The organism is Sphingobacterium sp. UBA3549, assembly GCF_002376635.1.
Taxonomy (GTDB): Bacteria; Bacteroidota; Bacteroidia; order Sphingobacteriales; family Sphingobacteriaceae; genus Sphingobacterium.
Genome location: NZ_DFOE01000038.1, coordinates 1 through 22,829 on the forward strand (window position 1 = coordinate 1; position 22,829 = coordinate 22,829).

Consider the following 22,829-nt stretch of genomic DNA (forward strand, 5'->3'; position numbering starts at 1 on the left):
ACTGTCATTTTGAGACAGTCTCTTAATTGCTGCAAGTCGAATCTCTAATTTCGATTAATCGGATTAAACTGCATAGGGCTATACCCTGGTTCCAACGAAGGAATGTACCCGGAGCTGGTAGATGTTGCTTCGATTGCTATTTTACTTGAGTCGAAAGATGTTCCAGAACTGTTAAGGTCTGTTGGATCAACTTGAACTGCACAAGCGAGCTCATCTTGGTTATTACAACTTTTGCCGTTAGGAGATGTATCCCATTTCGACAAATTTTCTACCTCAGTGGGAATTGTTGGATCCCCATGAAAATACACTGTCACAGGATCTAATTTTTTTCCTGCATAAACCTCAGCACCTTTAAATGCTGAGAATCCGATAATCATGGCTCCTCCTAATATCATGTAGCCATAATTGTTTAAAAATTTGGTTAGCATACGCTACCCTCCTTTCTGTACTGCAGTCCAGCAATTGATGAGTAAAGCTGCTAGCCTGCAAACGTTTGGTAAATAATTGTCGGTACGGTCCTGTGTACCGATCGTATGTGTGGATACCAACAAACCTTTTATATTGCCGCTGGCAGTATTGGGATGTTGATAGTCGTAAATGCTATTTGGTGCGTACCACATATCCTTCGAATTTGTATCGTGGAGATTCCAGTAGCTGATGGCTCCCATTGCCATAAAGCCTATTAGAAATAATGCAATATGTGTTCTGTCCGTCAGTGAACGCTCGCTATAATTGATCACTGTATGATGTAATCGCCATCCAGTTATCGATAGGCCAAGAATAAAGAGATTAAAGATCAAATGTGCTGTCCAGGAAATGTTGCTCAAAAAGCTGGTACACATGCAGGGTTTCTTTTCATATACATTCAATACCCCCAGACCGATATACATACTAAAAACGAGAATCAGTATCGTCGAAACTTTCCATCCCCAAGCGCGCAGCCTTGCTGATGGTATCGCCAGCAATACGCCAATACCGATTTCCACTAGCGGAAGCAGCCAAAAGAGCATCGGAGCCAGATAACTGATCAAGGGCTGCTGCTCAAGAGCGATCTTGAATGCACCGAGCTGCCAGAGCTTCTCCATCCCCACATAGACCCAAAAAAGTATCATTACTGCCCGGATGACCTTATATAGCATGTTGCCAGTTTTTTTCGCTTCCATAACTTTAATTATTTATAGCATCGTATTCATTATTTCCTATCGCTATTTTACTATTTTTCGTCGTTTCAAAAACAGGGCGCCATACCTGTGCCTCCATTGGATATAGCGGCCTGCTCGAGCGTCAGCTTCTACTTTCTCGTACGCTGTAAAACAAAGGTAGTACGGAAAATAGGCTGGCGTAGGTGTAATGAAATACCTATTTCTACCGGTCTAGCGGCTTCTTTTTGATCTAAATGAATTGTGGGGTGTAACGAAGATGTAGTATACGGTAAAAAGCTGTGGAGAGAATTCTTGGTGAAACATTCGGTTTTCGCATAATCAGCACTGTTTTTAATGGGTAGAATGAACACGTTTAGGAGGTGTAGCGGTGCCATACCCCCTGTTTTTTAAATTTTTGCGTTTTATTTATTTAAGTCAGGAAACTGTCTATTCAGTTCGTCAAGCATCGTATGCAATACCTTGCGGATACGGAGCGCTGAATGAAACTCGGCGCTTTTGTCCATCCGGGTCAGGCTATGCGCAGAAAGTAAGGTGCCTTCCCTCGTTTTGACGAGCCTGGAAAACACTTCGGCAACTTCTTTTTTCTCCGACGACCACATAATGTTCGCTTTAACAGATATATGCATCCAAAGTTTGAGCTCTTTGCCATTGAAATTGCTTTGAATAAATTGTTGGGGACAATCCTGCCCTGTTGCTGATGAAGAGATTTTTTCACCCTCCATATACGCACGCATCAACTTCAGCAGACTTCTACGGTTGCTATCATACGCAAAGTCTGGGATACAGGAGAAATGTTTGGGGAAGCGTAACAGGGCATCCATAAAGGATGGGTCTGAATTGTACAATTCTTTCCAGCGGTTGAAGAAGCCCATGTGATTAAAATTGAAGTTGACCATCAGAATCAAAAAGCGGTAATGCCAGTTTTTACTCTGGCGCTTGTCTTCAGCCAATTGGTAAAGTGATTCGATCATTTTGCGTAGGTAGTCCTGATGTCGGTATTGAATATAGGGAATCTTGCCATTTTCAAATAGGCTGTCCATACCCGAAAGGATCTCGGTGAGATAGGCTTTCGGTATGTTTTTCTCAGCCAATCTATCCAGGATATAGGGCATATGTTCGTATACATAGTCATGCAGCCTCAGATAATAATGCACCGGCAGTGGCGTACAGGGATCAAGCTCTTTTTTAAAGAGCTGTTCGATACGCTCAAGTAATTCTTCTAGGGCAAATAGCGCTGCAGAACGCACAATTTTACGCGCGTTACAGAAGCGATATAACAAGGCGTGTAGCCTCAACAATTGCGTATGGTAGATTTGGATAGCTTGACGTACATTATTTACCTGAATAATCTCCCGATGGGCTTGTAGTGCCAATGCAAAATTAGTATTGCAGGCCTCGGTGATCTCATCCAAATGGTTTGGAATAGCTTTTTTATCAAGATAAACCAAGGCTTCTACAAGTATGGTCAGCTTGTGTAAACTTACGATCATCTGTACCTCCTTTTGATATTTTTATGGTACCATGGCCAGCCAAATCTCCCGGGATGCAGCTGGAGAGTGAGCCTCCCGCCTTCTTTTGCTTTTTCATACAGTTTAGGATGCACATCCATTGGCAGCTGATACTGCCGTTCTGCATAGGCAAAGGAAAGCAGTAACTCATGAATATCACAGCACACGGGACATTTTTGGACAACAATGGCAGGTATGCGTACAGCTTTTGCATTTGGGATGTTTTGGCAATTCGCCATGATCAAAAGCATACGGATATACCAGGTACATGCAATGATCATAATGGGAAATTGAATTCCATAAAGTTTGAAAAGATTTGTCTTTTTCCAGAAAAACAGATGGGCCATCGCGCAGATGATAAAGGCTGTCGGCACCCCTTTTTTTACAGCGGTCCAAAAAGGCTGCGAACTGATCAATAGCTGATAAGGGAGACGGTCATATAAAACAATGCTACTAACCTGAATACAAACAAAAAAGATAAAGAAGAGCTGCATGACGCGTTGATGGCCTCGGATTTCCAAGAATGGGATAAGCAATACCAGGATACCTATACTATATACACGCTGATCATGTGTTCGTGCCCAGAAAATCCCATATAGTGTAACTAGCACAGCAATGGTAATAAATACATAATTTCGGCTAAGTGGCAGTTCTTTTTTATTTATCGTCCTCATGATCTATCGTTTACTAATCAGTGAAGTTTTACACTTTAAATTTACCCATAATGGCACAAAATGTTAGTGAATATCCGCTTCATTTCAACGAAGGCCAATTTTTTACAATAAGGGCTGGTTTCTGACAACGAAATATCAATTTCAGACATCAAAGGAGTAAATTTCCATCCGGAAGGGTAATTATTTGATCCATAAAACGATGTCAAAGCATGGATTGAAGTTAGTTGGATGCTGTTTTAATAAATAATTGGCTAAATTTATATACAAAAATTTCTTCGATAGGGGAGTTTTTCACGGAAGTTCTCCAGCACTAGGCAGTCATGCAATGCCGGATAAACGTAAGAGGTGAAAGCTATAGAGGAAGAAAGTATAAATCTGATAAGTATGTGAATTTTAATAGCGTTTTTAAAATGACGTTTGTACATGAAAAGTTTGAGCAAGAATGGATATCAGGATAATATGAAATTGACTGTGCAATATCCCGATGGGATCTGGCAGTTGATTGCATCTTTCATTTTTGGAGGGTTCTGTTGGTATCTGGGCTATCGTGGCGCCTTGGCGGACTGGCTTTTAGACTGGCCTGTCGCCTATAGCTATCTATTTTTCGTATTGATGGTAGCGATTATTTTCTTTTATATAAGACTGGTTATCGTGATATTGGACAAAAATCACAACTGGCTGGTTAACCCGGAAAAACGCGCCGGTATGCAATTATTGTTTTGCTGCATACTTCCGACATTTTTATTGTTCTGGATTATTGGCCCTGATCCACAGGCGAAGGAGGAATGGTTGGTGTTTCCCTTAATGGTCATATTTAGTGGCATATTGGTCCTGAATATGTGCTATACAGTTTATTTCTACGTCGCTGTTTACCACAGGCAAAGAATATTGATTGTAGAACAGAAAGAAACTATCCTGGAGCAGGAATCCAAAACAAGAGAGCTCCAGGAGCAGATTGAGCTGCTTTCTCCGGGCATCGAAGAGCTAAAAGAGATGCTGGAAACAGCCGGGGAGGATAGGGAGGTGGATTTCCTGGATGAAATAGACTTAACCCTGTGCAGATCCATGGATCTGGAGCAGGAGGTATTCCTGCTCAATAATAAAATCTTGTCCCAAAAGATACGCTATAAGGATATGGGGATCTTTACGTATAAAAATGGTATGATCAGCCTTTATTTAAGAAGTGCTATGGACGAAAATCTGACTTGTGGCGAGCAGCGCAGCTTAAAGGAGGTGGTTAATATCACGAAGGGATTTGTACAGAAGATTGACCGGGATAAAGCCATACCCTTGGATATGATCCAAGCTTGACACCAACTGAAACGGGGCCGGTTGCGTATCGTACTTAAAATACCTTTTGAGGGACGGTACCATTTTGAGGTGTCCGACAAGATTGCAAAGCATATCAGGGAATGGGTCATGTTGCAGGTGCCAATAGAAAAAGAGCAATAAAATAGAATAGGTAAACTTTAATAGATAGATTATGGAAAAAGTAAGGGACAATACCTGGAAATGCCGTGCTACTGGTAAAGTTGGATTTCCTTCTTTAATTGAGGCGCGATGGGCAATGCTTCATTTTAAGTTCAGATCTCGGTTGAGGAACAAACTGGATGGTAAACGTATCAAACACAGGATGGGTAAAAACGCCTGCAAAAGGGCTTATTATTGTAAGTTCTGTAAAGGTTACCATATGACCACCTGGGAAAAGGGTCACTTTAATGATTATAAGGCCATAGCCAAAACATGGGAGATACCGAAAGTATTAGGAAATTGGAATTTTTCGATAGAATAATTCTGTCTTCTATTTTATGTGATATATTAAAGAAGGCCATAGCCAAACACTTCTGTAGAAGCCATTAGGATGGCTATTAGAAACCGAAGTGTCGAAGATGGCCTTATCTTCCATTCAGACAGACTTAATGCTCAAACGTTGGTAATATGCATTGAGATTAATATAAGCATTAATGTTCTCCTTGTATCGAAAATTGTTTGTCTTGTCATAATCTTGGCTCGTACTCACCGACCGTTACAAAGAAATATTCAGCTGTGTTCCCTGTTTTTGTACAGTTGGTTTTTACCCCTGTGGAAATCAGAATTTTCTCTGTTAACGGATTCCTATAGTCGGCCTTTATTGAATAGATGTTGATATCAGATTCCAGATCGAACACGAATACCTCAACCACTGGTAGCCTGTCGTTGCATCACTGATGTGATCAGTCCGCATAGCCCATCGAATGATTTGCGCATACTACAGTGGTTTTCGTAAAGGTAAAACCGGTGTGATGAACCCAGCGAAAACATTATTAAAGCTGTATCAGTTGAGAAACAAGGGCTAGATCGTGCGCTACCTTAATGCATGCTCCGGTGGGATAAATAACTTCAACTTCATGTTTACTGCTGATCTTATCGATGGCTATAAAACTACCGCTGGCTGTTTCTTCCCCTTTGCTGCGCGAAAACCAATAATAAAAAGTGGTTTCGTTAATACCGTTTTCAGCGCAATAAGTCTTCTTGCTCTTGCCGCTAGCTCGCCAGCCTGATATCATAGATAGCATGACAGCTCTTTTTTCTTGCATATTCATAATGTAAGTACACCAAGAGGTAGACAAAGACTTTTAAGGGTTCATATCAATTATGATCATGCTTTTTTATGCTATATTATCTATAGCGTCTGTGTATAGATGGATAGACTAAGCTATTTTACATTTAAAACGGCTCTATATATTTTACTTATTTAATGAGAGCAGTAATAAGACCTACTAATCGTTTTTTGAATTGACTTTGATTTACTTCTTCAATTGAAAGAAAAACTAAGAAGCCTTTCATTACTTGATATATCCGATTGGCTCAGCTGTCACGAACCTTTGACCAAGCTTATCTAGCTCTAATCAACAAATCTGAAATATTCTTAAGAAAAACCAATTGGCAAACCTAGCATGATCATTATGGAAAATATCGTTAGATAGAATACTATACCAGTAAGTTTTTCAAAATCAAGCCTTCTTCGTACAAAAAAACTACCGACCACAACTATTATAGATAGAAAATATAGTATGGCGATCCCCTTATTTATCATTCCTGCAGATTCAACAGATATTCCCCAAATATCTGCTACTTCCTGATTTGGAGTTTCTGAATACATATTTCCATAAAACCCTACTGACGTAATTTTACGGATGATACCACCGATTCCGACGTATGGCAAACATAACCATCCTATCAATTGGGTGACGCAGATTGCAAAACATATATTATAGTATGACTTCATATGGCAAATTAAAGTAAATTATATTTAATTGAAAAACAGACTAATCACAATCAGTCGATAGTGTGCTTAGAGGAGCCTCCCCATTCAATACTTTTTTTACCAAACTCCAATCAGGTCGATGCTTTTGTGAAGCCTTGATAGTTGCACTTCCTCCCCTTTGATTAACAAATGATGTAACTTTACCTTGAAAGGATTCCCATAATGCATCAGCTTGGCTAAACGGCACATTGGCAAGCGACTGTAAGAACGTAGCATCCCAATTTGTAATTCGATCTACTCCCCTCGTATAAAAAGTGTGAGAACCATCTGAATTCACTTCATATCCAAATTTTCTATTTCCGCTGACTGGATGATCATGATATTTGGGGTCATTGATGGTAGTAAAGGTCCATTCTGTAGGTGAGCTGTCCGATACAATTACAGATCCGTTATCTGGCCCCGGAATATCTATACCTATAATTGCACCTGTGGGATTTGAAGAATTCCATAAATAAGTGTCATTCACAGTATAATAATTATATGGTTCAAATATTGAAAGATTGTTATTTACAAACTGATTTAAATTTAATCTTATATATTCTAAAAATGCAGATGGCGTCATCCTTGTTCCGTTTAAAACAGGTAATTGGTCAACGCGTATCGAGAAATCATCCATATTGACGACGGAGCTATAAGCATTATTGATCGACTGGATCCTTGCTTTAATAGGTCCATTTAACCCCGGCACGATATGAGGTGTAGCGAGTAACTCATCTAATTTATTGAAGACATCATTATTTGGAACAAAATCAGCAATTTCTACCCATTTTTCAACCATCGGAAAGGAGTCCTTTCAGATCGGTAATAAAGAAGAGTTTACTTACCGACGTATGGCCATCCAAGCAGCACGGCATCGCTTGCAAAAAGCTGCAGCATTTGATAAAGGTGGGCGTGGTCGTAAGCGGAAAATGAAAAGCTTGGAGCACTTCAACGAAAAGGAGAAAAATTATGTAGACACCAAGCTCCATCTCTATAGCCGCCGGTTAATTGAACTTTGTGTGAAAGCACAGGCAGGTACCCCCTTGTTGGTCAACCAATCCAATAAGGAGGAAATTGCCAAAGGCGATAAATTTCTGTTGCGCAACTGGGGCTACTACGGTCTTATTGAAAAAATTAAATACAAAGCTAAAATGGTCGGGATCAACATTATTATCGAGTAGATCAATCCAATTTTTTCCCTTTATAAAACTTGCTCCATGCATCCCCGGCATAGCCGTTATCCAAATATTCAAAGGTGGAAGCACTCGCCCCCTTCAGCTCCTGGCCGCGATAGAAAACCGTCCAGGAGTCTTTCGCATACCCTCCTCTAAGTGCTGTAAAGGTAGATGCCGAAGCGCCGTTAACTTTTATTCCTTGATAGTAAACTGCCCAGGCGTCTTTGGCATAGCCATCACCCAAATATTCAAACGTTGAAGCAGAAGCCCCTTCCACTTTCTGATTTTTATAGAAAACAGACCAATTGTCCTTGGAATATTGACCGCCAAGAGGCTGTGTGGTAGGACCAGCAAATCTCTCGTTCTTTTCGCCCCGATAATAGCTTGACCAATTATCTTTTGCATAACCCCGACCGAGGTTTTCAAAGCTGGAGGAGTTGGCTCCTGCAATTTCTTTGCCCAAATAGTAGACTTTCCATGCGTCTTTGCTGTAACCATTTCCCAGCGTCTTGAAGGAAGACGCTGTCACATTCGATAAGGATCTGCCATAAAAATAGATCTTCCAGGCATCACTAGCGTAACCGTCACCCAGTGACTGAAAAGTAGAAGGACTTGCATCGGCTACAGCTGCCCCCCGAAAATAGACTTTCCAGGTGTCTTTTGCATAACCATCACCTAAAAACTGAAAAGAACCGGCATTGGCATTGACAATTTCTTTACCACGATAATAGATACGTGATCCGATTTTGCTGTAACCATCACCCCGATGTTCCTGAAAGAAAAAAGTAGCAAAATTGGCATGCGCTACTTTAGCACAAATAGCCTGTGTGGCAGTAGTCAACAAAAGAAGAACGAGCATGGTTTTAAATGGGACTTTTGACATCATATAGGGCATCGGGTTAAATTTGAAAGCAAATGATCATATGTTACTCTTGTTAATGAGACCCAATAATCACAATAAAGTTTAGTCATCAATTAATTATTTATTTCTTGGAACTGATGCGATTGAAAATAGAAGGTCATTATTTCGCATGCTTATGTCTTCAACTAAATTCCAACCGTTTAAGCGCTCAGGCTGCGGTGATAAAGATAACAGTTTTTATGAAATTGTCGACTCCGACGCAAAAGCGATTGTACTGTCAGATCTTTGTCAATACGCAAGGTAAAAATCGGGAATATTTGGTCGAGTAGTATTTTTTTTATATATTGCTGGTTATGAGTTTTAAAGAAAAATTAGAGAACTGGCGCACGTCAATCAATCGCGCCGGTAGTGGTGAGGAATTGTATATTTTGCTTTTGAACTACAAAAAGTTTATCAACAAAAATTGGATGGACGATTTTGGCGATCCGGGTAACTGGAAATCGGAATTAAATCAGGTCATCAGCAAAGTAAGAAAGAAAGTGGATGTGGCAGAAATTCAAAATTGCGACGATCTCTCGTCCTACAAAGACGACGCTCGGCAAACAGCCCATTCGCTCAATCATACATTAAGATATCACCACTCATTGACAAAAGAGTAGGCTAGGCCTACTCTTTTTTTGTTTATAGGGCTTTACTGTAAAGGAATCAAAACATTTTGTTCCAGACGGACAGGCACCTGCTTCACCGACGTAAAGCCGTCTTCCTTGGAAATAATATTAGAAAGATCAAGCCCCCTTTTGGAGAATGTACTGATCAAAGCTGTTCTGAAGGTAGCTTTCGATGATCCCCAGCCTTGTCCTAAAATGGTGTCGTTGTTGAGCTGGATCAGTTCATCTGTTGAATAATAACTGAATTTTTCCAGTAAGTGTTGGTAAAGATTTGTTGTTGTAGCCATACAATTTAAAAATTTAAAGGATTAAACCATAAACTGTATCCAGATTACTTTGGGAAAATAACCGTTGTGTAACGTTTATTTTGGTCGAAACCCGTATTAATTTACCACCGCGGTGCCTTCACTCGGTTGGTATTGCATCATGCAATTCTGAATACTCTACAAAGATAGTAGATTATTTTTTATAACAAAACTTTTTTTGTCTTTACTGCTATTAAACGCTGATAATCGAAAACAGCAGCAAAACAAGCTGGTCGCTTTGACTTTAATTTGGGTATAAAGCGGTTAACTGATTGGGAAATTTATCATGTTACTGTAATCTCATCGAAAATACTTTAAAAAGCAGAGAGAACACAATACTTTTGCGGCATGAATAGAATTGCGGAAATTAACGAATACATTGCTACCGAACGCGAAGTATTATTGCAACACCCTTTATACCGTAAAATCAAAACGATCAAAAATTTACGTTCTTTTACCGAAGGGCATGTGTATGCTGTATGGGATTTTATGTCTTTATTAAAAGCTTTACAGATCAAATTAACCTGTACCACACTTCCATGGTTCGCCAGTGAACATCCTTCAACGCGCTATTTGATTAATGAAATTGTATTGGCAGAGGAGTCGGATGAATATATCGATGGACGTCGATTAAGCCATTTTGAGATGTATCTCGACGCAATGTCTGCTATGGGAGCCGACCTCCATTTGATCAATAAATTTATTGCCAATGCCAAAAAATCGGATAATATATTCGATGCTATAGCATTGACAACATTGGACAGGCGAATCAAAGATTTTCTGAATTTTACATTCGAAGTAATAGCTGAGGGTGAAGTGCATAAAATTGCGGCGGCATTTACCTTTGGACGTGAAGACCTCATTCCCGGAATGTTTACCTCTATTTTAGAAGAAATTAAAGCGAATTTCCCTACAGCCAATTTAGACAGTTTTATTTATTATTTTCAACGCCATATTGATTTAGATGGCGACGAACACGGTCCATTGGCGATGCAGATGATAACAGATCTTGCGAAGGACGATGAGGTTAAATGGACGGAAATGAAGGAGATTAGTAAAGTTGCGCTGCAAAAAAGAATTCAACTGTGGAATGCAATTGAAGATTCCTTATATGGATAATACGTTAAGCAGATCTTTGAGAACGGCCTTTCAGAATCATGATCTGAAAGGCCGTTCTATGTAGATTATAACAAGTCTTTATTTATCCGTTATCTTGTAAGATCGCGCACGAGCTGTTTATTGAAATCGCGTTCTTTCGAAAGCCAGTCCATTACTTCAAAAAGTCTGGCGATTGATAGGCTGGATTGGGATAGGTATAGAACCCTTCCCCGGTAGCGACGCCTAATTTGTTCTTGTCTATGAAATGTTCTTTAAGATAGGCTACAGTTTTGATCTTTATGGGATCATTGGCTGCCTCGGCACTCATTTTGTTGATATTATAGGCAGTTGTGATGCCAACGATATCGAGTATGCCAAAGGGGCCCGTTGGCGCTCCCGTGGCAACCATCCAAGTCTTGTCGATTGTTTGGGCATCGGCTACTTCGTTGACCAAAAGATCCGTTGCTGCCGATAGTAGCGGAACAAGTAAGGAGTTTACAATATAGCCAGGCTGCTCCTTATGCAGTGGCAGTGCAACCATCCCAATGGATTTTGAAAAGTTGACCACCTGCTCAAATACTGTTTTGTCTGTGCCTGGATGGCCCATAATTTCTGCTGTATTGTGCTTCCAGATCTCATTGGCAAAGTGTAAGGCCAAGAACTGTTTGGGGCGGCCGGTCTCCTCAGCAAACTGACTTGGTAGCAGCGTTGAGGAGTTTGTCGCAAAGATGGTTTTTGCAGGAGCGACCTTTGCCAGCTCGTTATAGAAACTAATTTTAATCGCCGGATTTTCGGGAATTGCTTCGATCAGAAAATCTGCGTTCGCTACTGCCGAAGTGAGGTTTGAATCGTAACTGAGTCTGTCGAAGGTTGAAGCCAATTGTTCTTGACTGGCATGAAGATCATGTGCGAAGGCCTTCGCCATAAGATCAAATTTAGCTTTCGCTTTGTCAAGTACCTCATCGTTGATATCATAAACGGTGACATCGTAGCCATGAAAAGCAGCTTGGAAAGCAATTTGATAACCTAAAACTCCGCTGCCTGCTATCGTAATATTTTTAAAGTCCATGATGTTATTATTTTTTTTCAATTCGTAAAAACATACGCCGCGAAACCATGGCGCATGCTGTGATCCTTATCCTTTAATTCCTTTTAACCAATCTTTGAATTTGCTGATCTGTTCTGTGAGAAAGGATTCCTGCTCTTCCTCGTCCGCGGAACCAAGCGGTAGGATATGTTCAAAATAAGTGCCTTTCAATAGTTTACGCAGTAAACCTTCTCCTATAAACGGTTTGTCGTCATTTAACGTTTTGGCCGCTTTTAAGAGATGACGGATGTCGTATTGAAGGGGATTGATATCTGGAACCTGTTTATTTAAGTTTAAAAGTTCATATACGGCAATCCGTGCTGTACGTACTGAGCTTTCCATGGTAAAAACCACATCGTTATTAGTTTCGACAAACTGACCGACCAAGCCAAGATTTTTGCAGCCTTCAGGGACAACTCTTGGACGGTCACCCTTTGCTCTAGGCATAAACATAGACGTAATGTAGGGCATAAACGCCGTACGCACAATGGTATTTGTGATAACATCGTCCAGTTGCTCAATAATTCCCAGATGGTAACATAACTCGGCTAGAATTTCATCTCCCGTACATTGGGGCATTGGCTTTTTAATGTAATTTCCTTCTTTATCCATAAATAAGGCATATACCCACAAGACAAGAACATCATCCGGTTGGCCAGGGAAGTGTGGCTGTCTATTACAGGTGAAACTCATCAGCCAATCGGAATCGGTAATGGTGATGATACCGCCAGTAACTGTTTTGCCGGAATAAGGGTCGTTGACGGAATATTCTTTTAGTTTTTCGACTAAAGCCGAAGGCTTACAAGTCAGCGTTGCAGACTCCCATGCTGATTTTTCGATTTTACTACAGAACTTTTCGGGTCTACCAAATATGGTCGATTTGGCAGCAAGGTTTTTCCAGAGCTTCCAGCCTGCACTCTGACCGCTGCTGCTGTTGTCGATACCGATAATCGGTGCGTTTTTGTTATCTCCATAAAAGGTGTCTTCGGTCATTGATCCGGTGGTAACAATGACGAAATCGTCTTTTCCAATTGGAATTTTCACCGCTTTACCATCTTGTTCTGTGATAAGCGCCTCCACGACTTTTCCTTCGGTATTGCTTTGGATATCGAGGTCTTTGACCAGCACATTAAACTGAATGTTTACGCCTTTGCTTTGGAGTACTTTGCGCAATGGGGTTACAAAAGTATCGTATTGATTGTATTTAGGGAATACCAATGACGAAAGGTCGTTCAGTCCATCGATCGCATGTAAAAAACGATGCATGTACAATTTCAGCTCAAGTAAACTATGCCAGTTTTCGAAAGCGAACATGGTACGCCAGAAGGTCCAGAAATTGCTGGATAAAAATGATTCGCTGAAGTAGTCTTCGATGGTTAAGTCATCTAAGTCTTCTTTATTTTTGAGCAGCAGGCGAATGATGGCCAGCTGATCCATTTTGCTCAATTCAAATTTACTGAAATCTTTTATTTTACCCAATTTATGAATGAGCCTGGCTTTCGAGTAATTGGGATCATTATCATTGATCAAACGGTACTCGTCCAAAACACTATACGGGGCAGGCATCTCCAATGCAGGGATATCCTGAAACATGTCCCAAAGATTTTCATAGGTCATATCCATTTCCCTGCCACCGCGGATGATATAACCATCGGCTGCGTTGCCAGCACCATCTAACGAGCCACCTTCCACATGGAGCTGTTCAAGAAAGGTGATGTTCTCCGCAGGAATATGTCCGTCACGGATAAAATAATAAGCCGCGGACATCCCTGCGATACCACTTCCGACGATGTAGATTTTACTGTCTTTATATGATTTTGGGGGAATGCCTTTATTGCGCTGATAATTACCGATCTGATCAGAAAAGGGCATCGATTTTTTTGGTGTATTACGTTGAACCTCTTTGCTCGAATCAGGTTCATGATTAACGTTTTTATATTCGGCAGATGCATTCAATACGTTGTCGAATTTGGAGGTGATTTCTTTCATGATACGTATGGTTTTTAATCCTTGACTAAAGTTACCGATACCATCTGAAACATTTGTGCCCTCAAATTCGCTATTGTTCTACCGAATTTCCGATTCCTACATATTTTGTTGCTTTCGGTATTCAGACGGCGATAAGGTGGAGTATTTTTTGAAAAAGCGACCGAATGCCGAAATGGAATGGAAGCCGATTTCATACGAAATTTGTGAAATTGTTTTTTCGGGGTTCCCCAGCAGCACATAGGCTTCTTTAAGTACATACTCGTCAATAATTTCATGCGGCGTTTTACCAGAGGCTCTCTTTACAACATGAATAAGGTATTTGTTTGAAATAAACAACTTATCGGCATAATACTGTACTTCTTTGTATCGACTTCCATAGCGTTGAACTAAGTTCGTAAACTTATAGAACAGATGATTTGTTTCTTGGGTACTGTCTGCAGGAATTTGTTGTTCGGTAGCCAATTCGTCGGCGATTTCCAATAATAAATTAAAGATGATTGTCCGAATGATGTCTGCTGTAAAACGTGTCGTCCGTAACGTAACATCATTAAAGTAGTCTATTAATTTGATTAATTTGTCAATGAGATTATCATTAGCGCTGACTATAGTAAAAGTCGAGTTCTTAAAAAATCCCAGTTGCTCAATAAAAAATGGATTGACAATATGTTTAAGAAGAAATGCTTTGTCAAAGAAAATAAGCTTCATTCTAAAGTTAGGACTGACCTGTGAAAATCGGATAATTGTTGTCGGTGCGGATACGAGAATCTTATGCTTTGAGAAATGGTATTCCTGATTATCGATTTCAATATTGATATCCCCTTCGGTACAGATACAGATCGCATAAAAGTCGATACGAAAAGCATTACTGGGGTATTCAAAAATCGGATTGCCAGAAGAAATGTAATAGGGGCGATGACAATTTACGCCAAAGAATGATAAGGTATCCTGAAGGCTTTCGTGTGCTTTACAGTTTGTTTTTACCTTAAGCTTCATGGATTTTTTGTTTGACTCGGGCATGGGCTGAAAAGATTGTTTCTAATAAACGAATGGGCTTTGTTTATTTGATTGCGGTTCGTTTGAGGATCAGTTTTTCGGTCGCAATAGCGTCTTCGATCCCGACGAAAAAACTCTTGAATCCGAATTTGCTTAACAGGCGTTTCGAAGCGGTGTTATCGGGATCAATAATGCCGATGACATCCTTATTTGGATCCAATGCTGTCGCTAGTGCGAGCATTGACTTACAAATCTGCGTCCCTAAACCTTTGCCCCAGTGTTCCTTGCGGAGCAAATAGCCTATTTCAAATACGGTTGCATCTTTTTTGTAGTTAACGAGCTTACAGTCCCCTAAAAGTTTTTGCGTATCTGCTTCAATTACTTTGAAATAACCTAAATCCGGATCTTGGTTGAGTTCGAGAATCGACTCGAATTTTTTTCGCGCCTGTGCGTTGGACAAGCCTTTGCCAGTAATATATTTCATGACATCATCCTCCTTCACCAAGTCGTGGAAGTCGGTGAAATCACCAGACACATATTTTTGAAAGAGAAGGGTATCAGACATAGCTTAATGTGTTTAGTTACAAGATAGGGTTGTTTTCCCTTAAATCAAATTGTGAGATCATAAATCATCATCTTTCTGTCTTATTTAGCTTTTTTACTGGTTTTAGTTTTGCAATTGAGTTAAATTGCGGTTACGAAAGGCGAAAGTTACGGCCAATATAAGTACACGGCATGCTTCATACCCATCCGATCTTATATTGACATCGCGAGACAACTACACATGAATGCGAATAATTTAAAACGATATAATTTATGATACAAGGCTTATACGAAACACATATCCAGGTTAGGGATTTAACCAAATCTGTCGCATTTTATACAGAAGTATTGGGATTACGTGTGGCACATCGCGATCCGACGCGTCCCATTGTTTTCCTATGGATTGGCCCCGGAAAAGACAATATGTTAGGCTTATGGCAGGAAGAAACAAATTTTCAGCCGAGACATTTTGCTTTTAGAGCGGATAAAGAAGATATACTGAATTACGCCGTGGACTATCTGAAAACTCGTGACCTGACCCCTTATAATTTTTTAAAAGATGGGATCGAAGCACCGATGGTCTTTGCATGGATGCCGGCATTGGCCATTTACTTTAATGATCCGGATGGCAATCAATTGGAGTTTATTGCAGTTTTGGAAGGAGAGGGTAGACCCGAATTAGGGGTGCTTTCCTATGAAGATTGGTTAGAGCATACAGGAAAGTAAGTCGTCATTTTAGCGACTTACTTTGCTGTTTATATTTTTCGGATCACCGCGAACACAACGTCTACTTCTCAGGTGGCGTTAATACGCTCACAGATAAGAATTGCTAGCCCTCACATCGTTCATTTTGAGTGTCATGCTTGTCGCTTCTGTTTCTATCCATCTTGTATATTCCTCAATAGCCTGCAAGCGAAGTTCGTCAGTAATATAACCTTCGATGACCATTTGTCGCGACTGGGCCACTTTGTTCCAGATGGCTAAGTTTACTCCAAAATTGTCTTCTCCTCTTTTATAAACTTGATCAGCATTGATCACGTGAATTGCATTGAACCCTGCTTCCTGTAGAAGTGCGGCTACTGTATCGGCAACCCGATTATTCATGCCTGCATCTTCTCGCCATCTAAGGAAAGTACGATAAAATTCAAGCATGCTCTCTGGTGGAGCGGGATTCCACTCGATCGTGGTATGGTTGTAATCTAAAATAGAAATTTGCCCAGCAGGCTTTAGCCAGGATTTGAAAAGATCCAGTGCTTTAGGAATATCGCTTAACCACTGCATGGTGCGCGCTGTAATAATCAAGTCAAACTCATGCGGCGGCTGGTAATCAAAAATATTACAGCAGACAAGACTTAAATTTCTAGTGCTAGCATACAGCTCCTTTCCACTGTCTATAAAAGCAGCAGTGTTATCCAGACCGATTATTGTCCCGTCACCGATATGTGCCGCAACCTCATTGGTCAGTGTACCTGTACCGCAGCCTACATCCAATATTTTCATTCCTGGAGACAGTAAGGGAATAATCGTTCTATAATCGGAAGATAATGTCCTTCTTTCAAATATCTTATTGGCCTGTTGATCCTTTCTGTCGATAAATTTATCTTTCATGAACATGGGTTTAGGTTTTTGTAAATATAGCTTTTGCATTCGTTTTAAAAAAGTCGCTATGCATCACTAAAATTCCATGCTTTCTAAGCAATAGTAAAAGCACCCTATTATTTACTTGATACCAAAGCTATACCAATACCTACATTAACCGTGATATAACAGGAAGACTACGCGGGGATAGCAGGGGGTTAACAGGGATATACCCCTGTTAACCCCCTGCTATCCCCTTGTTAAACCCCTATAAATACCTTGTTAGTTTACCAGTTGGTATTGTTTTAGTGTCAATTGGTGCACAACACAATAGCATCCCTATTAATACAGAAAAATGTCCTTTTAAGAGAGAAATAATCAGATTTTTTTTATATTATTTCACTGTATTCTTTAGAATAATTTTTATATTGTTGGACAACGATTCTATAACCGTTATAGTTGCACTAAAATATCCTGATGTTATGCGAAAAGTATTTAAAATGCTCATGCCAATTTATTGTGCTGTTTTTCTTTCAGCCTGTTCTTCTAACTACCTCATGACATTCAACGGCGAGAATGTAAAGAAAGATGAAGACAAAGGAACATTTTCTTTTGATAATGATACGCTACAAATCGATTATTCCTTTGCCGACCGAGATGGTCGAATTTATCTGCGGATAGAAAACAAAATTGATAAGCCGATCTTATGGGATCTTAAAAGTTCGGCCTTGGTTATTAACGGTAAAGCGGTAGGCTATTCAGCCGAAAAAGCCGATTTTAACGGAAAGGTGAACGCCTCTGTTTCCAATATAGATACTCGAAATACAACGTTATTCAACGACGCATGGGTTAATGGTTATATTACGGGATCGGTAAGTTTACCTAAAGATGTGGTACTTATCCCACCACATGCCTATGTGGATGGGCATTATTTTGATTTTAAAAATGATGTTAAAGCTATTGTACGATCATCTCGAAAAGAGAAAGTGTATATGTATGATATGAATGGGGAGAGTTATGCAGTGAAACTTGCGCGATTTGAAGGTGCTGAATCACCATACAGTTTAAGGAGCTATCTAAGTTATTCTATTTTGGAAGATGGTAAAGCAGTTGCTAAAACTACGGAGCAAAGATTTTATGCTGCCCAGCTTTGGCAGACGGGTGCTGTAGCGCTTAACAATATAATTGAATTATATAATAGGCGTGGGGATGTGGTGGCTGTTAAAGAGAAAAAAGGACAAGGAGCGATGATTGTTGGGGGAGCCTTGGCGCTCACTGCAGTGGCTGCCGCAATTGACCCGAAAGAAGGGCAATAGCATCCAGACTTAACCATGAAAGCTAGATTGACCAATAATAAAGGCACTCCGATTTGTTGAATTCGTATAGCCATTTCAATGTATGGAAATTTAGGAAATTTTAAGAACCGAACCCGTCTAAATCGGGTTCGGTTTTTGTTAGTTATGAGAACTTCAAATTCATGAGCGTCTTAGTTGACCGACGTACCATCTATAATCTCTTCATCTGCTTTGCTGACCAGCGTAACGCCCCCCTTTAAGTCACCAAAAATTTCGGTCTGACCATTTATGCTGCGCCCTTTCTGAACCGGGAGACGTTGTGTTTTGCCAGCAACGACAGCAATTACAAAACTCCCTTCACCGGATGTAAATACCGCTGATTTTGGCACAACGAAAGTGCTGTCTTGGGAAGTCAAAGGCAATTCGACCTCGGCGACCATACCGGGCAATAGCTTGTTGTCGGTATTGATAATATCAATTTCTACCCGTTCAGCTCTTAACCGGCTGTCCAATGCCCCCGATTTACGTGCGATCTTACCGGAGAATGTTTGTCCAGGCAATGATTTGACCGTAAATTGTAAGGGCTGGTTTTCCGCTAAAAAACCCGAATATTGTTCTGGAACAGCAACGGCTAACCGGAGTTTACGTTGTTGTTGAATGGTCATGATGGGCATTTCCGAACCACGGCCAGCAGGTCCGACATAAGCGCCCTGATTGACATTTCTTGTAGCGATGACACCATCAAAGGGCGCCCTGATTTCTAAATAATTCAATAGATTTTGAACTTCGGCGTAGGCGGATTTAGCGGCTTGATATTGTGCAAAATCGGCATTCTTTTTTGCTTCGGCCACCTCTAGATCCAGTCTCGCCACCGTTCCCTCGACTTTACTGGTTTCAAAGAGTCTGTCGTAAGTGCTTTTGGTCGCCATATAGATGGCCTCCTGGGATTTGAAACGTGATTTTGCGGCTGATAGTTGTGAACTTAATTCGGGAGCCTCCAATACAGCTAATAGCTGACCGGCATGCACTTGACTTCCGATGTCCACATTGAGGCTCTTGACATAACTGCTTACCTTGGCGTATATCTCGACCTGTTGGAATCCCGTGATTTCCCCAGGAATCTGCATTTTATTTGTTAATTTCTGTTTGGTGGGTACAAAGGTCTCCATTGCCGGAGCTGCAGCTTCGGGACTTTCTTTTTTTGCATTTTCCTCAGCAGCCGAATGGCATCCGGCTAAGGATGCGATCAGACCGGCGATAGCTACTATTTTGAACAAATTATTTTTCATATTTTATAGATGATACTGCTTTTACGATAAAGGTTTTAATGCGGCAATATAGTGCTTGCTGTCTTTGTCTTCAGGATCTAATGAGATCGATTGTGTACTGCTTTTTTCCTGCGCCCAGGCAAATATGAGAGGTAAGATGACGAGTACGGCAAAAGTCGAAAATAGTAATCCGCCAATGACGGCCCTACCGAGTGGTGAAACTTGTTCGCCACCTTCGCCATGGCCAATGGCCATAGGGAGCATGCCTACAATCATGGCCAAACTGGTCATGATAATAGGCCGGAGCCGTAAGGATGCTGCCTCACGGGCTGCAGCCAGCGCATCGCCATGATGCCGACGGATATGTTCGGCATTGGTGATGAGCAAAACAGCATTCGCAATGGATACACCCACCGACATGATAATTCCCATATAGGATTGTAAGTTGAGGGTAGATCCTGTCAACAACAGCAGAAGCAATGAGCCCAGCACAACCGCAGGCACTGTCGTGAGCACAACCATAGAAACTTTGAACGATTGAAAGTTAGCCGATAGCATCAGGAATATAACGATAATGGCCACAGCTAGACCCGATTCGAGGCTGCTCATGGTCTCTAACAATACTTTTCCAAGTCCTATTTGCTCCATGGATAGCCCACGAGGGAGTTCACCAAGGGCTTTGATACTGCGCTGTACATCCTTGGAGGCTGTTTTTAAATCGGTATGATCAATATTTGCTGTAACTGATACATAGGGCATTGCCCCTAGATTGTCGTTTTCGCCATAAGTAAAGGACGGTGTGATCGTCGCAACGTCGCTCAGAATAGGACGCGCTGAATTTTTCAACAAAGGAATTTCACCGATTTCTTTCTCATCTTTCATTTTATCGATAGGAACCTGAACCTGGACGTTGTAGGAAAGCCCGGCTTTTTCATCGATCCAGGTGTTCTTTTCCGTATAGCGTGAAGAAGAAGTAGAAGCGATGAGTGATCGTGTGACTTCGCTGAGGTCAACGCCCAATTGTGCAGCCCTAATGCGATCTATCTTAATGTCGTACGAAGGATATTTGATGGATTGTGCTAGTTGCACATCTCTAAAGTAAGGGATTGTTTTTAATTCTGCAATCAATTTACCGGCGTACTTCTCGTTGTTCTTTTTGTTTTTTCCTGCAATCCGAACTTCAATAGGTGTGGGCGATCCTTGACTTAACACTTTATCGGTAAGTTCGATCGGTTCAAAAGATACTTGCACATCTGGCAATGCAGCTTTAAGCCGCTTGCGGTACTCATCACGGAAACTGTCCATATCGTGATGGTAGTCTTTCAGTGCAATCTGGAAAACAGCTTCATGTGGACCAGCCATGAAAAGATAGATCGGCGAAACGGAAAATTGCCCCGGATGTTGCCCGATATAGACAGATGATATGCTGATATGTTCTTTCCCAACCAGTTTTTCCAATTCGGCCAGCGCTAGTTTTGCTTTTTCTTCGGTGCGCTCGATCCGTGTGCCTTCCGCTGCACGAAGACGCATTTGGAACTGTCCCGAGTTGACCCTCGGAAATACATCCTGGCCGATTGTGGAAAGTAAAATGACAACAAGACTTATTGCTCCCAGCAGATAAACTACAGTAATGGTTTTCTTCCTTTTGAACAAACGGTCGATCATTTTCATGAACCTGTTTCTGAACCGTTCAAAAATACTGATCTTTCCATCGTTGTTAAAGTCTTCCCGTTCCACCAATAGTTTCTTCTGATCCAGGGTATCCTGCTCGGATGCTACGGTCAGTCCAGTTGCAGCAAATTGCGCTTCATCTGCATTTAAACCCTCGGATTTGGTCGCATGTGGAGCCTTATGCGCATGATCTTTCATCAGCCAGTTGGCCATGATGGGAACAAATGTCTGCGAAAGGAGAAAGGATATGATCATGGAGAAGCCAATGGACAGGGCCAAGGGAAGAAATAACGAACCCGGGATGCCTGTCATGGTAAATGCTGGCGCAAATACGGCTAGTATACAGAGCAGGATCAATAATTTGGGTAAGGCGATCTCTTTACAGGCATCCCAGATCGCCAGGGCTTTGGGTTTACCCATATCCAGATGCTGGTGTATATTCTCGATCGTTACCGTACTTTCGTCGACCAGGATACCAATAGCCAAAGCCAGTCCACTGAGGGACATGAGGTTGATGGTCTGCCCGAAAAGTTTCAGAAAGAGCACGCCGGATATCACGGATATCGGTATGGTTAGGATAACAATCAGCGCAGCTCTCCGATCACCTAAAAATAGGAGCACCATAAGTCCGGTCAGGATAGCGCCGATGGCACCTTCGGTAATCAGACTCTTTACGGAATTGATGACATAGACGGATTGATCAAATTCATAGGATAATTTGACGTCGTCGGGTAAATTCTCCTGAATCTTTGGTAAGGCTGATTTTAAATTCTGCACGACCTCCCAGGTTGAGGCGTCGCCGGCTTTGGCAATACTAACGTACACAGAACGTTTGCCGTTGACCAAAGCATAGCCTGCGGTAACGTCGGCACCATCTTTTACGGTAGCAATATCGCCAAGGTAAAGATTTTGTACTCCACCTTTAAATAGCGGGATTTTTTCAAAATCTTTGACCTCTTTGATCGTATTGTTCGTTGGTGTAATGTAGTTTTTGTCCTGAATACGTACGTTTCCTGCCGGAGCGGTTTGATTGTTTAGTCTTAGCGCTTCTACGACCTGATCGGGCGTCATATGGTGGCTACGCATTAAATCGGGATCAACGTTGACCTCAATGGTACGTGGACTTCCCCCAAAAGGAGGTGGCGACAATAGACCGGGGATTGACGTAAACGATGCCCGGACATAGACGTTGGCCAGATCTTGCAGTTCATTATTGGATCGTTTGCTACTGCTCAAAACCAGTTGACCTACAGGAAGGGACGAGGCATCAAAGCGAATGATGAACGGCGGTTGCGAGCCTGGAGGAAAGGAGGCCTGGATCCGATTGGCCAGGGCGCTTAGCTCGGCTGCAGCCTGTGCCATGTTGGTGTCTTCGTAATACGATACTTTCATTAAGGTCAGACCTTGAATATTCTTGGTCTCAATAGACTTGACCCCATTGGCAAAAAGAAGGATATTGACGTAGTTTTTAGCAAAATAAGATTCCATCTGATCCGGCGAATAGCCACCAAATGGATGAGCAATATAAATAACCGGAAGGTTCATTTTTGGCAGGATATCCACCTTGATCGATCGAACGGCACCTATGCCAAAGACAATAAGTCCCAATACGAGTACGAGGATGGATATTGGCTTGCGTAAGGCAAAACGTATTAAATTCATGTAA

The 22,829-nt window shown here is 41.3% G+C and carries 25 protein-coding genes and 1 riboswitch; of the genes, 7 read left to right on the top strand and 18 right to left on the bottom strand.

What is annotated here, in order from left to right; genetic code table 11:
- Nucleotides 1-44: 44 nt before the first annotated feature.
- The 5 genes from B2W36_RS21125 to B2W36_RS21145 all read right to left on the bottom strand — a co-directional run bounded on the left by B2W36_RS21125 (nucleotide 45) and on the right by B2W36_RS21145 (nucleotide 3,345).
- The gene (locus B2W36_RS21125) at nucleotides 45-428 is read right to left on the bottom strand and encodes a hypothetical protein (protein ID WP_293889460.1); all 384 of its coding nucleotides are present in this window, start codon (nucleotides 426-428) and stop codon (nucleotides 45-47) included.
- A gap of 3 nt (nucleotides 429-431) precedes the next feature.
- Nucleotides 432-1,163, bottom strand: coding sequence for a MauE/DoxX family redox-associated membrane protein (locus B2W36_RS21130; RefSeq protein ID WP_293889461.1), 732 nt, complete (start codon nucleotides 1,161-1,163; stop codon nucleotides 432-434).
- 128 nt (nucleotides 1,164-1,291) lie between these two features.
- Nucleotides 1,292-1,537 carry a hypothetical protein gene (locus B2W36_RS21135; RefSeq protein WP_293889462.1) on the bottom strand — a complete coding sequence of 82 codons (246 nt, stop codon included), beginning with the start codon at nucleotides 1,535-1,537 and terminating at the stop codon, nucleotides 1,292-1,294.
- 27 nt (nucleotides 1,538-1,564) lie between these two features.
- Nucleotides 1,565-2,653, bottom strand: a complete 1,089-nt coding sequence (locus B2W36_RS21140; RefSeq protein ID WP_293889463.1) for a hypothetical protein — start codon at nucleotides 2,651-2,653, stop codon at nucleotides 1,565-1,567.
- Nucleotides 2,650-3,345, bottom strand: a complete 696-nt coding sequence (locus B2W36_RS21145; RefSeq protein WP_293889464.1) for a hypothetical protein — start codon at nucleotides 3,343-3,345, stop codon at nucleotides 2,650-2,652. Before B2W36_RS21145 ends, B2W36_RS21140 begins: the two co-directional genes overlap by 4 nt.
- A 423-nt stretch (nucleotides 3,346-3,768) precedes the next feature.
- On the opposite strand from B2W36_RS21145, the gene B2W36_RS21150 reads away from it, so the two are divergent.
- Together B2W36_RS21150 and B2W36_RS21155 are read left to right on the top strand one after the other, a co-directional pair.
- Complete coding sequence (locus B2W36_RS21150; RefSeq protein ID WP_293889465.1) at nucleotides 3,769-4,656, top strand: hypothetical protein; 888 nt, start codon at nucleotides 3,769-3,771, stop codon at nucleotides 4,654-4,656.
- A gap of 172 nt (nucleotides 4,657-4,828) precedes the next feature.
- Nucleotides 4,829-5,137, top strand: a complete 309-nt coding sequence (locus B2W36_RS21155) for a hypothetical protein (protein WP_293889466.1) — start codon at nucleotides 4,829-4,831, stop codon at nucleotides 5,135-5,137.
- A gap of 205 nt (nucleotides 5,138-5,342) precedes the next feature.
- Here the strand turns inward: B2W36_RS21155 and B2W36_RS22700 are convergent, their stop codons facing one another.
- The 4 genes from B2W36_RS22700 to B2W36_RS21170 form a co-directional block, all read right to left on the bottom strand.
- On the bottom strand, nucleotides 5,343-5,528 hold the full coding sequence (locus B2W36_RS22700; protein WP_414712092.1) for an outer membrane beta-barrel protein: 186 nt from the start codon (nucleotides 5,526-5,528) through the stop codon (nucleotides 5,343-5,345).
- 120 nt (nucleotides 5,529-5,648) lie between these two features.
- Nucleotides 5,649-5,927: an IS66 family insertion sequence element accessory protein TnpA gene (gene tnpA, locus B2W36_RS21160; protein ID WP_312365152.1), complete on the bottom strand. Its 279-nt coding sequence runs from the start codon at nucleotides 5,925-5,927 to the stop codon at nucleotides 5,649-5,651.
- 326 nt (nucleotides 5,928-6,253) lie between these two features.
- Nucleotides 6,254-6,613 carry a hypothetical protein gene (locus tag B2W36_RS21165; RefSeq protein WP_293889468.1) on the bottom strand — a complete coding sequence of 120 codons (360 nt, stop codon included), beginning with the start codon at nucleotides 6,611-6,613 and terminating at the stop codon, nucleotides 6,254-6,256.
- Nucleotides 6,614-6,653: 40 nt separating this feature from the next.
- Nucleotides 6,654-7,430 carry a hypothetical protein gene (locus tag B2W36_RS21170; protein ID WP_293889469.1) on the bottom strand — a complete coding sequence of 259 codons (777 nt, stop codon included), beginning with the start codon at nucleotides 7,428-7,430 and terminating at the stop codon, nucleotides 6,654-6,656.
- A 52-nt stretch (nucleotides 7,431-7,482) separates the two neighbouring features.
- Here B2W36_RS21170 and B2W36_RS21175 point away from each other — a divergent pair, with 52 nt between their 5' ends.
- On the top strand, nucleotides 7,483-7,812 hold the full coding sequence (locus B2W36_RS21175; RefSeq protein ID WP_293889470.1) for a hypothetical protein: 330 nt from the start codon (nucleotides 7,483-7,485) through the stop codon (nucleotides 7,810-7,812).
- Between the two features lies 1 nt (nucleotide 7,813).
- Here the strand turns inward: B2W36_RS21175 and B2W36_RS21180 are convergent, their stop codons facing one another.
- On the bottom strand, nucleotides 7,814-8,692 hold the full coding sequence (locus B2W36_RS21180; RefSeq protein WP_293889471.1) for a DKNYY domain-containing protein: 879 nt from the start codon (nucleotides 8,690-8,692) through the stop codon (nucleotides 7,814-7,816).
- A 329-nt stretch (nucleotides 8,693-9,021) separates the two neighbouring features.
- Between B2W36_RS21180 and B2W36_RS21185 the strand changes: the two genes are divergently transcribed.
- Nucleotides 9,022-9,327, top strand: coding sequence for a hypothetical protein (locus B2W36_RS21185; RefSeq protein WP_209577925.1), 306 nt, complete (start codon nucleotides 9,022-9,024; stop codon nucleotides 9,325-9,327).
- Between the two features lie 32 nt (nucleotides 9,328-9,359).
- Here B2W36_RS21185 and B2W36_RS21190 read toward each other — a convergent pair whose 3' ends face one another.
- Nucleotides 9,360-9,623 (bottom strand): 5-oxoprolinase, encoded by a 264-nt coding sequence (locus B2W36_RS21190; protein ID WP_121125014.1) that lies wholly within the window; start codon nucleotides 9,621-9,623, stop codon nucleotides 9,360-9,362.
- 66 nt (nucleotides 9,624-9,689) lie between these two features.
- Nucleotides 9,690-9,783: riboswitch (SAM-I-IV-variant riboswitch) on the bottom strand.
- 206 nt (nucleotides 9,784-9,989) lie between these two features.
- On the opposite strand from B2W36_RS21190, the gene B2W36_RS21195 reads away from it, so the two are divergent.
- Nucleotides 9,990-10,760 (top strand): DUF3050 domain-containing protein, encoded by a 771-nt coding sequence (locus tag B2W36_RS21195; protein ID WP_293889472.1) that lies wholly within the window; start codon nucleotides 9,990-9,992, stop codon nucleotides 10,758-10,760.
- A gap of 151 nt (nucleotides 10,761-10,911) precedes the next feature.
- On the opposite strand, the gene B2W36_RS21200 is transcribed toward B2W36_RS21195, so the two are convergent.
- The 4 genes from B2W36_RS21200 to B2W36_RS21215 form a co-directional block, all read right to left on the bottom strand.
- Complete coding sequence (locus B2W36_RS21200; RefSeq protein WP_293889473.1) at nucleotides 10,912-11,808, bottom strand: 3-hydroxyacyl-CoA dehydrogenase; 897 nt, start codon at nucleotides 11,806-11,808, stop codon at nucleotides 10,912-10,914.
- A 66-nt stretch (nucleotides 11,809-11,874) separates the two neighbouring features.
- Nucleotides 11,875-13,815, bottom strand: a complete 1,941-nt coding sequence (locus B2W36_RS21205; RefSeq protein ID WP_293889474.1) for an oleate hydratase — start codon at nucleotides 13,813-13,815, stop codon at nucleotides 11,875-11,877.
- Nucleotides 13,816-13,911: 96 nt separating this feature from the next.
- Nucleotides 13,912-14,808: a helix-turn-helix domain-containing protein gene (locus tag B2W36_RS21210; protein WP_293889475.1), complete on the bottom strand. Its 897-nt coding sequence runs from the start codon at nucleotides 14,806-14,808 to the stop codon at nucleotides 13,912-13,914.
- 64 nt (nucleotides 14,809-14,872) lie between these two features.
- Nucleotides 14,873-15,373, bottom strand: coding sequence for a GNAT family N-acetyltransferase (locus B2W36_RS21215; protein WP_293889476.1), 501 nt, complete (start codon nucleotides 15,371-15,373; stop codon nucleotides 14,873-14,875).
- A gap of 251 nt (nucleotides 15,374-15,624) precedes the next feature.
- Between B2W36_RS21215 and B2W36_RS21220 the strand changes: the two genes are divergently transcribed.
- Complete coding sequence (locus B2W36_RS21220) at nucleotides 15,625-16,077, top strand: VOC family protein (protein WP_293884760.1); 453 nt, start codon at nucleotides 15,625-15,627, stop codon at nucleotides 16,075-16,077.
- Between the two features lie 87 nt (nucleotides 16,078-16,164).
- On the opposite strand, the gene B2W36_RS21225 is transcribed toward B2W36_RS21220, so the two are convergent.
- Nucleotides 16,165-16,959 carry a class I SAM-dependent methyltransferase gene (locus B2W36_RS21225; protein WP_293889477.1) on the bottom strand — a complete coding sequence of 265 codons (795 nt, stop codon included), beginning with the start codon at nucleotides 16,957-16,959 and terminating at the stop codon, nucleotides 16,165-16,167.
- A 452-nt stretch (nucleotides 16,960-17,411) separates the two neighbouring features.
- Between B2W36_RS21225 and B2W36_RS21230 the strand changes: the two genes are divergently transcribed.
- The gene (locus B2W36_RS21230; RefSeq protein WP_293889478.1) at nucleotides 17,412-18,245 is read left to right on the top strand and encodes a hypothetical protein; all 834 of its coding nucleotides are present in this window, start codon (nucleotides 17,412-17,414) and stop codon (nucleotides 18,243-18,245) included.
- Nucleotides 18,246-18,415: 170 nt separating this feature from the next.
- Here the strand turns inward: B2W36_RS21230 and B2W36_RS21235 are convergent, their stop codons facing one another.
- Together B2W36_RS21235 and B2W36_RS21240 are read right to left on the bottom strand one after the other, a co-directional pair.
- Nucleotides 18,416-19,513 carry an efflux RND transporter periplasmic adaptor subunit gene (locus B2W36_RS21235; RefSeq protein WP_293889479.1) on the bottom strand — a complete coding sequence of 366 codons (1,098 nt, stop codon included), beginning with the start codon at nucleotides 19,511-19,513 and terminating at the stop codon, nucleotides 18,416-18,418.
- Nucleotides 19,514-19,534: 21 nt separating this feature from the next.
- The gene (locus B2W36_RS21240) at nucleotides 19,535-22,825 is read right to left on the bottom strand and encodes an efflux RND transporter permease subunit (protein ID WP_293884764.1); all 3,291 of its coding nucleotides are present in this window, start codon (nucleotides 22,823-22,825) and stop codon (nucleotides 19,535-19,537) included.
- Between the last annotated feature and the right edge of the window lie 4 nt (nucleotides 22,826-22,829).